This is a genomic window from Bradyrhizobium sp. LCT2 (assembly GCF_009931255.1).
In the GTDB taxonomy this organism is placed as follows: Bacteria; Pseudomonadota; Alphaproteobacteria; order Rhizobiales; family Xanthobacteraceae; genus Bradyrhizobium; species Bradyrhizobium diazoefficiens.
Genome location: NZ_CP034432.1, coordinates 5,881,597 through 5,895,209 on the forward strand (window position 1 = coordinate 5,881,597; position 13,613 = coordinate 5,895,209).

Below are 13,613 nucleotides of genomic sequence, written 5' to 3' on the forward strand. Positions count from 1 at the left end.
TGCGGTCGATCTCATGATTTGGATGCGGAGGCGCCAGCGGCCAGCCGTTCGGCATAGTCGATGGCCTCGATCAGGCTGTGCTCGTTGGCGATGCCCTTGCCGGCAATGTCGAAGGCGGTGCCATGATCGACGGAGGTGCGGATGATCGGCAGGCCCAGCGTGATGTTGACGCCGGAGAGCTCCTGCCAGCGACCGGTCGCGGGATCGACCTGGAAGCCGAGCAGCTTGACGGGAATGTGCCCCTGGTCGTGATACATCGCGACCGCCGCGTCGAACTGGCCGGCGCGCAGCTTGACGAAGATGGTGTCGCCGGGCACGGGACCGATGACATCGAGGCCGTCGGCGACCGCTTTGGCGATCGTCGGCGCCGACACGTCGATATCCTGCCGGCCGAACAGGCCGCCCTCGCCCGCATGCGGGTTGAGCGCGGCGACCGCGATCTTTGGTTTGGCAATGCCGAGCCGGCGCAGCGCATCGTTGGTGAGGTCGATCACCATGCGCAACCGCTCCGGCGTCAGACGCTTCGGCACGTCTTCCAGCGCGACATGGGTTGAAACATGGCTGACGCGCATGTTGCCATGGGCGAGCAGCATCACCGAGCCGCGCACGCCGGTCAGATGGGCCAGCATCTCGGTATGGCCGGGGAAATGATAGCCGGCCTTGTTGAGGGCCTCCTTGTTGAGGGGGGCCGTGACGATGGCCGCGGTCCGGCCCGCCTGCGTCAGACGCACGCCCTGCTCGATCGCCTTATAGGCGAAGCGGCCGCCATCGGCGCTGAGCACGCCCGGCTTGATCGGGTCGCCCTCGGCGTCGGCTTGCAGGTAGCAGAGGTTGGGCCATTCGCGATCGTCCGCCGACACCTGCGGGATGGCAACGTCGGTGCCGAGCGCGGCCTTCGCGCCGTCAAGCGCCGCGCCGCTGCCGATGATCAGCAGGCGCAGATCGCCCGTCGCGATCCGGCCCTTCAGCCCGAGGCAGGCCTTGACGATGATCTCCGGCCCGATCCCGGCCGGATCGCCCATGGTGATGGCAAGATGACGAGAGGTCATGTCGGACTCTCCATTCTGAGCAGATGATTGTCCCGGAGCAGATCACGCCAGAGATCGCGGGTTCCGAACGCTCCGGACTTCGAGACGACGTCAACACCGGCCCAGCGCCCGCCTTGCAGCACTGAACGCGGCAGCCCCGGCACGATGCGTCCTGTCACCTGAAGGGCATGCGCGCCAAGGGCAACGCATGCGGCCTTCAGGGTCTCGCCGCCGGCGACGATCAACGTGCCGGGTCGATCGAGCGCCGCGATCAGCGCCGTCATTTCGCGCGCGATCCGCCGCGCCGCCTCGACGCGCGTCAGGCCTTCGGCGAGAGAGAATTTGACCAATGCGATTCCGTCACCGGCCAGCTTGCGCTGGACACGCATCGCGCCCTCACCTTCCGCAAGGGCGATGGTCGCCTCGCCGCATGCGGCGAGCTGCGACGCCGTGGCAGCCTGGTCCGAGCCGAACAGTCCCAGCACCGGCAGCTTCAACTGGCTCGGCGCGTCGGCACGATGGCTGCGGGCGAGCGCCCCGGCCAAGCCGCCGCTTCCGCACCACAGCACGGGCCCCGGCATGCGCCGTCCCATCTCCACCACACGATCGAGATCGATGTCGCTCTCGGCATCGAAGACCTGAACGCCGGCCTGCGCCAGCGTGTCGGCCTGCCCCTGCCGCGCCTCGATGCCCTCGAGCTGCAATTGGGCGAGGAGATTGTCGCCGACACGATGCCAGTCGCCTTGCACCGTGCGCGCGAATTGCTGGCCATCGACGGTACGGCGTCCCTGATAGTCGAAGGCGGGCGCGACCACGCAAGATGCCCAATGGCCGCTGCGCAGGCAGGCGCCGAGCTCTGCCGCCCATGCGCCACGCAGGAGGCTATCGACCTTCTTGTAGCCGATCGTCGCCCCGTGGAGCTGCGGCGCCAGCCGCCCGACGATCTCGACGCTCTCGGCCTTGGAGCGCTCCCGCGTGCCGCTGTCGATTGCGAGGCTCCGGGAGCCCTGCGTCGCGGGCGCTTCCGGCCAGGTGACGTCGAACGATCCGCACAGGCCGACGAACTCCGCCGCGGTGTCGAGCGCACCGGTGAGGTCGTCGGCAAGCAGGCGGACGCTCGTCATCGGCGCACGCCTCCTGCGGCGAAGATCTTGCCCGGATTCATCAGGCCATTCGGATCGAGCAGATGCTTGATATCGCGCATCAGTTCGATGTCGAGCGGATCGGCGACGCGGGCGAGCCGGCCGCGATTGGTGATCCCGATACCGTGCTCGGCACTGATGGCCCCACCTTGCGCCGCGGTCTCGTCGTCGACGATCTCGTTGATCTCGGCCACCAGCTCGGCCGTCGCATCCGGGTCCTGACAATGCGCGCGATCGATCAGTGCCACGACATGGATGTTGCCGTCACCGATATGGCCGTGCATGACGACGTTCGCATGTGGCACGGCGGCCTTGATCCGGGCCTCGACATTTTTGACGAAGGCCGCCTGGCGCTCCAGCGGCACGACGCTGTCATGCGACACCACGTAACCGCTGCGCTTGTTGCCTTCGGACACGCTGTGCCGGACCGCCCAGATCGCCTTCGCCTGCGCCAGGTTGGAGGCCAATATGGCGTCTTCGGCAAGCCCCGCCTCCATCGCCTCGGCAAGCACCGCGGCCAGCGGCTCGCTCAGGTCCACGCCTGCGAGCGTGTCGGTCAGCTCGACGATCAGATACCACGGCGTCGTCAGCTCGAAGGAGATCGTGACATGCGGCACCGTCTTCGCGATCGCCTCGATCTGCGACCGCGACATGATCTCGAGGCTGCCGAGCCGGTCGCCGACGGCACCGCGCAGGCGCTGCATGATCTCGAGCGCCTGCTCGACGCCCTGCAACTTCAATAGCGCCAAAGCCGAGCTGCGCGGCGGCGCGAACAGTTTCAGCACCGCTGCGGTGACGATGCCGAGCGTTCCTTCGGCGCCGATGAAGAGCTGCTTGAGCGCGTAGCCCGTGTTGTCCTTGCGCAGCGCGCGCAGGCCGTTGAAGACGCGCCCGTCGGGCAGCACGACCTCCAACCCGAGCACGAGATCGCGCGTCGGCCCGTAGCGCAGCACGGCCGTGCCGCCGGCATTGGTCGAGATATTGCCGCCGATCTGGCAGGAGCCCTCGGCACCGAGGCTCAGGGGAAAATAGCGATCGACGTCCCGGGCCGCGTTCTGCACCTCGGCGAGGATGCAGCCGGCCTCCACGGTGATCGTGTTGGCGAGCGGGCTGACGTCGCGCACGGCCCGCATGCGGTCGAGCCGGATCACGACATTGCCCGCGCGATCGTCCGGCGTCGCCGCCCCGCACATGCCGGTGTTGCCGCCCTGCGGCACGATCGCGAGCCGCCTTGCCGCGCAGAACTTGACGACGGAGGCGACCTCGGCGGTCGAGCCGGGCTTCACCACCGCCACGGCGCGGCCGTGATAGCGCCCGCGCCAGTCCACCACATAGGGCTCCTGGTCGGGCCCGGACGCGATGACGTACTTGTCGCCGACGATATCAGCGAGCCCGGCCAACGCACCCTGGAAAGAATCGGACATCGGATCGCCTCGTCGCCCGCGCCAAGTCTAGACGGCGGCGGCAGCGAATGCAGCAGCATCCGCGAGCAGTTCTTTCATTTGAGCCGGCGGCAGCGACTCCAGCGGCGGCCGCAGCCGCTGCCATCCGGCGTGACCGGTGCGCTCGGCCACCAGCGCCTTCAGCGATGCCATCTGCGGGAACCGCGAGACCAGCTCGCGCGCCTTCACGATGCGCGCCTGCGCCGCCTTGAGGGCCGGATCGTCATCGCCGTCGCGAAAGTGCTTGTAGACGTGGGCAAGACTGCGCGCGACGAGGTTGGACGTCGCGGTGATGCAGCCTGCGCCGCCCTTGCGCAGCAACGGCAGCATCAACGGGTCCGCGCCGCCCAGGACCGCGAACCCGGGGAAGCGCTCCACCATTGCGGTCATGTTGGCGAAATCGCCGGACGAATCCTTGATGCCGGTGAAGACGGCCGGATAGGCCTTGCGCAGCCGTTCGATCAGCGCATGCGAGATCGGCTGCGCCGACATCTGCGGATAGTGGTAGAGCACGACTTTCAGGCGCGCATCACCGATGCGCTGCACCACTTCGCTGTAGGAGGCGTAGATGCCGTCATCGCTGACGTTCTTGTAGTAGAATGGCGGCAGCATCACCACGGTGTCGACGCCGACCGAAAGCGCGTGACGCGTCAGCGCGATGGTCTCGGTGAGCGCGGCAACGCCGGTGCCGGGCAGAAGCCGCTGCGGCGCGATGCCGGCGGCCACCACGGCTTCAAGCAGCGCGGTGCGCTCGGCCGCTGAGAAGGAGTTTGCCTCGCCGGTCGTGCCGAGCAGCGCGATGCCGTTGCAGCCCTCATCCAGAAGGTAGCGGCAATGCTCCACGAAACGCGCGTGATCGGGCGCGAGCTCGGCGTCGAGCGGGGTCAGCGCGGCGGAGAACACGCCATGAGGGTGCAGCGATGATGTCGACAAGCTTCCTCCGATCGTCAAATCGATATTGTTCGGAATGCGAACATTTGTTATTTACTGATACTGTCAGTAAAATCAGCGCACCCCTGCGTCAAGGGTGATGCTGTCATGACGGGGGCATTCGAGCATGGCCAAGGTCCACAAGAAGGCCGCGAAGCGCAAACCTGAAGCTAGCCCAAAGAATCCCAAGAATTATGTCGCTTCCGTTGGGAAGGCCTTCGCTGTGCTCAGGAGTTTCACCAGCGAGGCCTTCGAACTCACCTTGAGTGAAGTCGCCGCACGCGCCGATCTCGATCGCGGGACCGCGTTCCGGCTGATCCAGACCCTGATCGAGCTCGGCTATCTCCAGCCGGTTCCGCAAAGCCGCCGGTTCCGCCTCGGGCTCGCCTGTCTCGACCTCGGCTACACGGTGCTGTCGCACGGATCGCTGCGAGCCATCGTCGAGCCGCTGCTGCGCGACCTCGTGCCTGACGTGGGCGATGCGGCCTCGCTCGGCATCCTCGACGGCGGCGACGTGATCTATCTCGCGCGCGTCGGCGCCGGCCTCGACCGTCACAAGATGGATCGCCGGCCGGGTTCGCGCATTCCCGCCTACAGCGCCGCGCTCGGCCATGTCATGCTGGCGCATCTGGCGCGGGAGGAGCAGATCGAGCGACTGGAAGCGCGCCCTCGCGTCAAGCTGTCGGAGCGAACGCTGACCGATCTCGACGCTCTGCTCGCCCGGCTCGACCTGGTGAAGAAGAAGGGCCACGCCGTCTCCGACGGCGAGAACGCCTATGGCTTGCGGACGCTGGCCACGCCGATCTTCGACGCCCAGGGTGTCGTGATCGGGGGATTGAGCGTCACCATCGACGCGATGCGCATGGACATGCCGGCCTTTCGCGACCAGGCGCTGCCGCGACTGATGCAGGTGACGCGCCAGGTGCAGGATATCGCGATCAAGTCGGGATTGTCGGGCTGAGGGCGGCGGACTAGACGACGATGTGATCGAAGTCGGCGGCGATCCGGCTGTTCGGGAAGATCCTTGCCGCCTCGGCCAGGATCTCTTCGTCCTCGTAGCGTCCCGACATATGGGTCAGCACGAGCTGTCCGACATTGTTCGCGGCCGCAAAGGCGGCTGCTTCTGCTGCGGTGAGATGGCCGTAGTCCCGCGCGGTCGACGCGTCGCGATCGAGGAACGTCGCCTCGATCACCAGCATGTCGGCGTCAGCGACATATTGCGACAGCCCCGCGGTGGCCTCGGTGTCGCCGATCACGACGAGCTTCCTGCCGCCGCTCGGCGGCCCCAAAACGTCCTCCGGATCGATCGTCCGGCCGCCTTCGATCACGACCGGCCGTCCTTGGGCCAATTCGCCGCGCAAGGGACCGTCGGGCACACCGAGCGAGGCGAGGCGATCGGACAGAAGGTGACGGCGCGCGGGGCTTTGGAATACGAAGCCAAAGCTGTCGGTGTCGCGATGGCGGACCGGAAAGCAGTCGATGGTGAAGTCGCCGGCATCGATGACCTGGCCTTCGGTCAGCGCTGCGAACTCCACGGGGATCGGCGCCCTGCCCGCGCCCCACAGGCCCGCCAGCATCCGGATGACGATGTCGAGTGTGCCCAGGCCGCCATGAATGGTCATCACATCGGAGGATTGCCGCAAGCCCAGCGTCGAGAAGAGACCGGGGATGCCGAGCACGTGATCGAGATGAGCGTGCGTCAGCAGGATGCGGTCGAGCCGCCGGAAGCCGGCGCCACTGCGCAGCAACTGACGCTGCGTGCCCTCGCCGCAATCGATCAGGATGCGCTTGCCCGCGGCCTCCACCAGGAGGGCCGGATGGTTGCGTTCCGCCGAGGGAACGCTGGCCGAGGTCCCGAGAAATGTCAGGGCGAACATGCTCGTCAGTGTCCAGAGACCGCCGCTCTCCCCGACAGCACCGGAGCGGCGCGCACGGTGGACGATCTCACCGCCCCCAATGCCACGCGAGCAGCAGCGCGTACAGACCCATCGACGCGGCGTAGAGCGCGGCAAGCAGCGCGTAGCCCGCGATCTGGCGACCGAGCGTCGCCTTCGGCGTCACCCACCAGTCCAACGCCCTGAAGGCGGCCGGCACCAGCCACCAGCCGAGCAGCTGGGTGCTGACGAGATTGCCGACGAAGAGCGACAGCCAGACCGGCACGCCGTGGCTGTCGATCAAGGGCGCGCTGACGAAATAGCCCCAGAGGTAGACCACGGGATAGAGCACCAGGAGGACGATGAGGTTGCTCTTCCAGATCAACGCAGGCCCCTGCTCCGGAGCCTGCGTCTTGCCGGCCGGGAACCAGAAATTGAAGCCGTAGCTCGCCCGCTTCACGTTCATGCCCGCGTTGAAGCGCGCGCCCTCCCTAAGCAGTGTCTGCCGCAACGGCGAGTCGAGCCATGCGCTGAGGTTGGCATCGCTATCGAATGACAGGATGACGATCCACTCATCGTGCAGGCCCGGAATCGGCCGCTCGATCTTGTGCCGCAAAAATCCTTTGAACTCGGCTTCCGCGGCCTGGATGCGCTGCTGCCAGGTGAGGAAAGCGTCCTCCAATCCTGCCGGCACCTTGAAGGAGATCACGGCGGAGACCGCGCTGTCGCGCTGCACTCCGGTGTCGGGCAGGATATGGACGTCCTCCGAACCAACGAAGAAGCGTTGTATCTCCGCAATCAGCTTCGCCCGCACCTCGCTCTGAAGCCAGGCGCGCGCCGCCGCCGGACTCGCGAAGCGCACGATCGTCACCCAGTCCACATGCGCCGGCGGCTGCGGCGGCACCACCTCCTGGCTGAGAAAGCCGGGCCAGGTCTTGAGCACCTCGCCGACCTCGCCGTTCCACCGCGCAAACGCCGCAAAGCCGTCGTCGGCGATGCGGCGCTGGATGACGAGGGCGACCGGCTGGCCGGCCGTATCGGGTGATCCGTTCATCGCGTCCGCTTCAGCTCTTCTTGTAGAGACGCTTGCCCATCACCCAGGTCTCGTCGACGCAGCGATCGTCGCCGACCATCATGACAGCGAACAGCATGTTCGCGGCGTCATCGACCGTGCGCGGACCAGCACCGTCGGCGACCAGCGACTGGTGCCAGGGTTGAGCGACCGGGCCGCCGTTCGGATCGAGCGCGATGAAATCGGCTTCCTTGCCGGGCTCGAAATTGCCGAGCTTGTCGTCGATGTAGAGGCCTTCGGCGCCGCCGAGCGTGACCGACCAGAAGCCACGATAGGGCGATAGCTTGTTGCGCTCGGCTTCCGCGAGGTCCTTGCGCGACGGATCCATGCTGCCGTCGAGCAGCGTGTTGTTGCACATGCCGACCTTGTAGGCGTCGTCGAGCACGGAGATCATCGAGAAGCGGTTGCCGCCGCCGACATCGGTGCCGAACGACATCTTCACGCGATGCTCCGGATCGGTGGCGCGGCCGAGACGGAACAGGCCGCTGCCGAGGAACAGGTTCGAGCACGGGCAGAACACCACCGCCGCGCCTTTCTTGGACATGCGGCGGAATTCGTTGTTCGAGAGATAGACGCCGTGGCCGCCGGAGAACTTTGGACCGACCAGGTCGAACTTCTCGTAGACGCCGAGATAATCCTGGCAGTCCGGGTGCTCGACCAGCACGCCGCTGCACTCGGCCGGATTCTCGGAGATGTGGGTATTGACCCAGCAGTCCGGATGCTCATGCTTGAGGCGCTGACACGCCTTCAGCAGTTCGGGCGAGGCGCCGAAGGCGAAGCGCGGTGTGATGGCGTAGAGGTTGCGGCCCTTGTTGTGATACTGCGCGATCAGCCGCTTGCTGTCGCGATAGAAATTCTCGGGCGTATCGATGAATTCGGCCGGCGCGTTGCGGTCGATCCCGGTGAGACCCGCGATCACGCGCATGTTGCGCCTGCTTGCCTCCTCGAACAGCTCTTCGGTCGCGACCGGTGAGGAGCTGGTGAAGGCCTGGCAGGTGGTGGTGCCGGCGGCGAGCAGTGCATCGAGAAAACGCTTCACGCCTTCGCGCGCGTAGTTGCGATCCTTGTACTTGATCTCCTCGGGATAGATCGACTTCTGCAGCCACGGCAAGAGCTGCTCGCCATAGGCACCGAGCACGCGGGTCTGAGGCAGATGGATGTGGCCGTCGATGAAGCCCGGGACGATGATGCGGTCCTTGAGATGGGTGATCTCAACGCCCGGATGCGCGGCGGCGATCTTCTCGTACGGACCGAACGCCTTGATGACGCCGTCGGTGACGACCATGAGGCCGTCCTGATGAAAGCGCGCAGACGCCTGCTCGTTGCCGATGTGCTTCCAGGGATCGTCGACGAAGTCGAAGAACGTGCCGCGAATACCGACGGTGGTCATGAACTGGTTCCTTCCTTAAGTCTGTGTGGCGTGGCGCGCCGCGGGCAGCGAGATCGCGAGCAGTGTGCCCGCAACAGTGCAGAGGCCGAGATAAAGCCAGCCGATCGGCGCCTGCGTTGCTTCGGGCAGCACCGCCGCGATGGCCATGGCGCCGCTCACCGCGAGATAGCAGAGTGCGCTGATGAGGCCGCCGATCAGGCCGTGGTCACGCTCGAACAGGCCGAGCGCCATGCCGTACATCATCGGGCACAGGACTCCGCAGCCGCCGAGCACCAGCGCGCCGCCGATCGTGATCGATGCGAAATCGAGACCGATGGTCATGCCTGTTACGGTCAGGACCGCGGAGCCTGCGAGAAACAGCGCGAAAGCGCCAAACCCCAGCATGCGGGCCGGCATGAAGCGCGCGAAATGTGCGCAGCCGAGCTCGCCGGCGAGATTGACGCCGCCAAGGCCGAGCGCGACGAGGCCGTAGATGGCCGCCGAATAGCCGAGGCCGGTCTGGTAGAAGAAGGGCGCGACGACGCCGAACGCCAGTTGCGCGCTGGCGGCGGCGGCAAACACCAGCACGAAGGCCAGGAAACCGGGACGAACAAGCGCGGCGCGAAGGATGCCGGCCGTGCGGCGCGGATCGAACGGCGCGCGCCGCTCCGCCGGCAACGTCTCGGGCAGCAACAGCACGACGATCGCGGCGACGATCGCCGCGGCAATGGCGATGATGACGAACACTCCGCGCCACGACGTCAGCTCGACGATGAAGCCGCCGGCCGCGGGTGCAAGCACCGGTGCAAGTCCCCAGGCCGCGCCAAGCAGGCCGGAGATCGCGGTGAGCTCGCGGCCACGAAAGCAATCGGCCGCGACCGCATAGGCAACGACGAGGCAGGTGCAGCCGCCGACGCCTTGCAGGAAGCGCAGCGCAAGCAGCAGCGATGCGCTGGTGGCGAGCGCGCAGGCAATGCTCATCGCGATGAGCACCGACAGCCCCGCGAGCAGGACGTTGCGGCGACCGAGCGTATCGGAGGCGATGCCGACCGGCACCAGTGCGAGGCTCATGCCGAGCATGTAGGCGGTAACGGTGTTCTGCATCGACGCCGGATCGGCGGAAAGATCCACCACCATCTGCGGCAGGCCGGGCGTATAGGCATCGAGCGGAATCTGGCTGAACGGCACGACGCACAACAGGATCGGCACGATCCCGCCCTTCGCACGACCGGCGTCCGAAGTAAGTGCAGTCATGGGCAACGCCCCCTCGATGCCCGCGGGTTCCATCTTTTCGTGCGCGCAATGAGAGGCGACGATGCGGGGTGCGGATATGGACGCGCGGAGCGTGCCAGAACTGTGTGTAAAAACTCTTAGGACTACCGGTTCAATGCAGACGGCTGACGTGCCGATCGTCGCGACCTGGGGGCCAAACAAAAAACGCGAAAACAACCCCATGCACAGTACAAATCAATGAAGAATTTCCTGCCGCGCGGGCTCGCGCCTTGCCCGCGAGGACGTTTGACACGTCGGGCAAGACAGGCGCAGGATTGCACGATCCCCAAAGCTGAATTCGCCGCCGAGCCGAACCATTAACCGTTCGGAAGGCATCGCTGCGTCTTCAAAGCAGGAAGCCTTGAAGAGCTCCGAGAAACTGTCGCGGCGATTGAAGCTGCGGCACGTGGGCGCAGCCCGGGATGACCTTGAGCTCGGCGCGCGGCAATCCGGCGGCCAATTCGCGCGACATCGGCGGCGGCGTCGCTTCGTCGCGCTCGCCCACGAGAACGAGGACCGGAACTTTCACCGCGGCAAGCTCGGCTCGGAGATCGAGGCTCGCCAATGCATCGCACGCGGCGCGGAACACGTCGGGATCCGCCCGCAGAAACGCGGCACGACGATCCTGCATCAACTCCGGATGCTGCGCCTGGAACTCGGGCGCAAACAGGCGACGCATCGCGACGTCGGTGATGGCCTCCAACCCCTTCTCGCGCGATGCCTTCGCCATGTTGCGAAACGCCTCGCGGCCGGGCTCCGAGAACGCTGCGCCGCTGTCGGCGAGAATGAGCTTGCTGGCGATCTCTTGATGCCGGATCGCCATCTGCAACGCGACGAACCCACCGTAACCATTGCCGAGCACGATCGCCGGCGCGCCGCCCGCGCCTTCGCGCACGGCCTCGGCCATCCGGTCCGCGACCGCGGCAAGGCCGCCGTCCACCGGGCGTGAACGGCCGAACCCCGGCAGCTCCGGCACGATGGTGCGAAACGACCTCTGAAGCTCAGGCACGATCGCATCGAAGCTCGCGCGATCCGACAACAGCGAGTGAAAGAGGAACAGCGGCGGCCCCTCGCCCGATTGCGCGGCGTTGACGGTCCCGTTGGCAAGAAGCCTGTCCATGTCCGGTCTTTCCCTCACTTCGTCGGTCGTTGGCGCGCCGCGGAGGCGCTGATTGATAAATCAACTGTCAGGGAATTCAAGCATTTGGCCCTTGACGTGAAATATCACGATTGAGATATTAATGCCAAGGAGACCAAACATATGATGCTTTTGCGCGAGAATATCTACGACCGTCTCAGGTCTGATATTTTAGCTTGTCGCTTCGCGCCGGGCGATGAAATGCGCGAACAGGACCTTGCCGAGCGCTATGAAGTGAGCCGGCAACCGGTCCGGGATGCGCTTCTGCGCCTGCAGCGCGAGCATCTCGTGACGGTGCAGCCGCGCCAGGGCTACCGGGTCACGCCGATCTCGCTGGCGGACGCCCGCGACCTCCTGCGCTTCCGTCTTGCGCTGGAGCCGGCCTGCGTTGCCGAGGCGATCGAGAGCGCGCCCGACAGTGTCCTGAAATCGCTCGATGAATTTCGCCGCTTCGCCGGCAACCACGAGGACTTCATCGCCTACAATCGCGCCTTCCACTCCGCGCTGGCGCATGCGTCCGGCAATCGCCGGATGGCGACGGCGCTATGCGACCTGATCGGCCAGGCCGACCGGCTGGTCCGCGTCAGCATCTCCAACCTTAGGGGGCACGACCCCGCGAAGCTCGTCGCCGAGCACGTCGCCCTGATCGACGCCATGCAGAGCCGCGAGACGCGAACCGCGGCGCGCATCATCAAGGCTCATATCGGGGCCACCGAAAAACGCGTTCTGCCGGCGCTCAAGCGCAACGCCGTCATCGTCGAGGAGAGGTCATCATGAACATTCCTTCAAAACCTGCGTCGATCGACGTCGAAACCCACGGCAATTTCATCGACGGGCGTGAAGTCGAAGCCGGCAACGGCGCGATGCTCGATGTGCGCAACCCCGCGACCGGCGACGTGATTGCCCGCATTCCCAATTCCACGGCGGAGGACATCGACCGCGCCATGAAGAGCGCGCGCGCCGCGTTCGAAGGCAAGGCCTGGGGCGGCTTGGATACGCGCGCCCGTGCCAGACTGGTCAACAGGCTCGCCGATGCCTTCGAGGCCAATCTCGACAGCCTGTACCGGCTGGAAACCCTCAACAACGGCCGCCCGGTCAACGAGACCCGCGCGCAGCTCTCCCGCCTGCCCGATTTCTTTCGCTACTTTGCGGGCGTTGCGCTAGCGCGCCGCGACTCCGTGATCCCCGTGGAAGGCGCGTATCTGAACTACACGCTTCGCACGCCGATCGGCATCGTCGCCAACTGCACACCGTTCAACCATCCGCTGATGATCCTGTGCAAGTCGCTGGCCGTGGTGCTGGCGACCGGATGCGTCACCGTGGTCAAGCCGTCCGAATATACGCCGCTGACGACCTTGAAGCTCGCGCAGATCTTCACCGAAGCCGGCCTTCCGCCGGGTGTCTTCAATATCGTGCTGGGCCTCGGCCAGAGCGCCGGCAAGATGCTGGCCGAACATGGCGACATCAACAAGCTGGTCCTGACCGGCGGCACCGAGGCCGGCCGCATCGCCGGCAGCGCGGCGGCAAAAGTGTTCGCACATCAGACCATGGAGCTCGGCGGCAAGACGCCGGTGATGGTGTTCGACGATTTCGACGTCGACCGCGCCGTCAATTACGCCGCGTTCGGCGCTTTCATCGGCGCCGGACAGACCTGCGTCTGTGCCTCGCGCCACATCGTCCAGGCCACCATCTATGACGAATTCGTCGAGAAGCTGCAGGCCAAGACCCGCACGATCCGCGTCGGCGATCCCTTCGATGCGAGCACCCAAATGGGCCCCGTGATCTCCGCCCGGCAGCGCGACCGCGTTCTCACCTACGCGGGCTACGGTCACGAAGACGGCGCGCGTCTCGTCACCGGCGGTGTTGCCGCGAAGGTGCCGGGCCACGACAACGGCTATTTCGTCGAGCCGACGGTCTTCGCCGACGTCACATCCGACATGCGCATCTTCCAGGAGGAGGTGTTTGGTCCCTTCACGTCGGTAACGCCGTTCAAGGACGAGGCCGACGCGCTCCGGCTTGCCAACGACTCGCCGTTCGGCCTCGCCGCAGCCATCCGCACGCGCGACGTCGCCCGCGCGCATCGTGTCGCCGCCTCGGTCAAGGCCGGCATCGTCTGGATCAACGACCACCACCGGCTCGACCCGGCCTCGCCCTGGGGCGGCGTCGACGATTCCGGCATCGGCCGCGAATGCGGCACCGAAAGCTTCAACGACCACTTCAACACCAAGAGCGTGATGGTCGCGACCCACGAGCAGCCGTTCGACTGGTATCGCGACACGGCCAACCAGAAGCGCCTCAACTAGCAGACATTGCACGCGGCAGATCGCTCACAGAAGGCGGGCCGCA

Annotated in this window: 12 protein-coding genes; 3 read left to right on the forward strand and 9 right to left on the reverse strand. The window is 66.1% G+C overall.

Annotated features, from left to right (window positions below; translation table 11 throughout):
* Positions 1-11: 11 nt before the first annotated feature.
* From pdxA to EI171_RS28295, 4 genes are read right to left on the reverse strand one after another with little or no spacing between them, the layout of a single operon-like run.
* On the reverse strand, positions 12-1,049 hold the full coding sequence (gene pdxA / locus EI171_RS28280; protein ID WP_011086666.1) for a 4-hydroxythreonine-4-phosphate dehydrogenase PdxA: 1,038 nt from the start codon (positions 1,047-1,049) through the stop codon (positions 12-14).
* A complete protein-coding gene (locus EI171_RS28285; protein WP_161535287.1) occupies positions 1,046-2,152 on the reverse strand; it encodes a four-carbon acid sugar kinase family protein in 1,107 nt (368 codons plus the stop codon). The genes pdxA and EI171_RS28285 overlap by 4 nt, the downstream gene beginning before the upstream one ends.
* Complete coding sequence (locus EI171_RS28290; RefSeq protein WP_161535288.1) at positions 2,149-3,594, reverse strand: FAD-binding oxidoreductase; 1,446 nt, start codon at positions 3,592-3,594, stop codon at positions 2,149-2,151. The genes EI171_RS28285 and EI171_RS28290 overlap by 4 nt, the downstream gene beginning before the upstream one ends.
* Positions 3,595-3,621: 27 nt before the next feature.
* Entirely contained in the window at positions 3,622-4,545 is a 924-nt protein-coding gene (locus EI171_RS28295; protein ID WP_028170938.1) for a dihydrodipicolinate synthase family protein, read from the reverse strand.
* A gap of 124 nt (positions 4,546-4,669) precedes the next feature.
* Here EI171_RS28295 and EI171_RS28300 point away from each other — a divergent pair, with 124 nt between their 5' ends.
* Complete coding sequence (locus EI171_RS28300) at positions 4,670-5,503, forward strand: IclR family transcriptional regulator (RefSeq protein WP_161535289.1); 834 nt, start codon at positions 4,670-4,672, stop codon at positions 5,501-5,503.
* Positions 5,504-5,513: 10 nt separating this feature from the next.
* Here the strand turns inward: EI171_RS28300 and rnz are convergent, their stop codons facing one another.
* The 5 genes from rnz to EI171_RS28325 form a co-directional block, all read right to left on the reverse strand.
* Positions 5,514-6,419, reverse strand: a complete 906-nt coding sequence (gene rnz / locus EI171_RS28305; RefSeq protein ID WP_161535290.1) for a ribonuclease Z — start codon at positions 6,417-6,419, stop codon at positions 5,514-5,516.
* 67 nt (positions 6,420-6,486) lie between these two features.
* A complete protein-coding gene (locus EI171_RS28310; protein ID WP_161535291.1) occupies positions 6,487-7,470 on the reverse strand; it encodes an antibiotic biosynthesis monooxygenase in 984 nt (327 codons plus the stop codon).
* 10 nt (positions 7,471-7,480) lie between these two features.
* The gene (guaD, locus tag EI171_RS28315; RefSeq protein WP_161535292.1) at positions 7,481-8,878 is read right to left on the reverse strand and encodes a guanine deaminase; all 1,398 of its coding nucleotides are present in this window, start codon (positions 8,876-8,878) and stop codon (positions 7,481-7,483) included.
* A gap of 15 nt (positions 8,879-8,893) precedes the next feature.
* Entirely contained in the window at positions 8,894-10,111 is a 1,218-nt protein-coding gene (locus EI171_RS28320; protein WP_161535293.1) for a multidrug effflux MFS transporter, read from the reverse strand.
* A gap of 364 nt (positions 10,112-10,475) precedes the next feature.
* Positions 10,476-11,249, reverse strand: coding sequence for an alpha/beta fold hydrolase (locus tag EI171_RS28325; protein ID WP_028170933.1), 774 nt, complete (start codon positions 11,247-11,249; stop codon positions 10,476-10,478).
* 144 nt (positions 11,250-11,393) lie between these two features.
* On the opposite strand from EI171_RS28325, the gene EI171_RS28330 reads away from it, so the two are divergent.
* Both EI171_RS28330 and EI171_RS28335 read left to right on the forward strand, forming a co-directional pair.
* Complete coding sequence (locus EI171_RS28330; protein WP_028170932.1) at positions 11,394-12,044, forward strand: GntR family transcriptional regulator; 651 nt, start codon at positions 11,394-11,396, stop codon at positions 12,042-12,044.
* Positions 12,041-13,570 (forward strand): aldehyde dehydrogenase, encoded by a 1,530-nt coding sequence (locus tag EI171_RS28335; RefSeq protein ID WP_028170931.1) that lies wholly within the window; start codon positions 12,041-12,043, stop codon positions 13,568-13,570. The genes EI171_RS28330 and EI171_RS28335 overlap by 4 nt, the downstream gene beginning before the upstream one ends.
* The last annotated feature ends 43 nt before the right edge of the window (positions 13,571-13,613 follow it).

Bases quoted from the DNA above. Each gene is read 5' to 3' on its own strand.
- EI171_RS28325 (WP_028170933.1), bottom strand. From the start codon at position 11,249: ATGGACAGGCTTCTTGCCAACGGGACCGTCAACGCCGCGCAATCGGGC.
- EI171_RS28335 (WP_028170931.1), top strand. From the start codon at position 12,041: ATGAACATTCCTTCAAAACCTGCGTCGATCGACGTCGAAACCCACGGC.
- EI171_RS28310 (WP_161535291.1), bottom strand. From the start codon at position 7,470: ATGAACGGATCACCCGATACGGCCGGCCAGCCGGTCGCCCTCGTCATC.
- EI171_RS28320 (WP_161535293.1), bottom strand. From the start codon at position 10,111: ATGACTGCACTTACTTCGGACGCCGGTCGTGCGAAGGGCGGGATCGTG.
- EI171_RS28290 (WP_161535288.1), bottom strand. From the start codon at position 3,594: ATGTCCGATTCTTTCCAGGGTGCGTTGGCCGGGCTCGCTGATATCGTC.
- guaD (WP_161535292.1), bottom strand. From the start codon at position 8,878: ATGACCACCGTCGGTATTCGCGGCACGTTCTTCGACTTCGTCGACGAT.
- EI171_RS28330 (WP_028170932.1), top strand. From the start codon at position 11,394: ATGCTTTTGCGCGAGAATATCTACGACCGTCTCAGGTCTGATATTTTA.
- rnz (WP_161535290.1), bottom strand. From the start codon at position 6,419: ATGTTCGCCCTGACATTTCTCGGGACCTCGGCCAGCGTTCCCTCGGCG.
- EI171_RS28285 (WP_161535287.1), bottom strand. From the start codon at position 2,152: ATGACGAGCGTCCGCCTGCTTGCCGACGACCTCACCGGTGCGCTCGAC.
- pdxA (WP_011086666.1), bottom strand. From the start codon at position 1,049: ATGACCTCTCGTCATCTTGCCATCACCATGGGCGATCCGGCCGGGATC.
- EI171_RS28300 (WP_161535289.1), top strand. From the start codon at position 4,670: ATGGCCAAGGTCCACAAGAAGGCCGCGAAGCGCAAACCTGAAGCTAGC.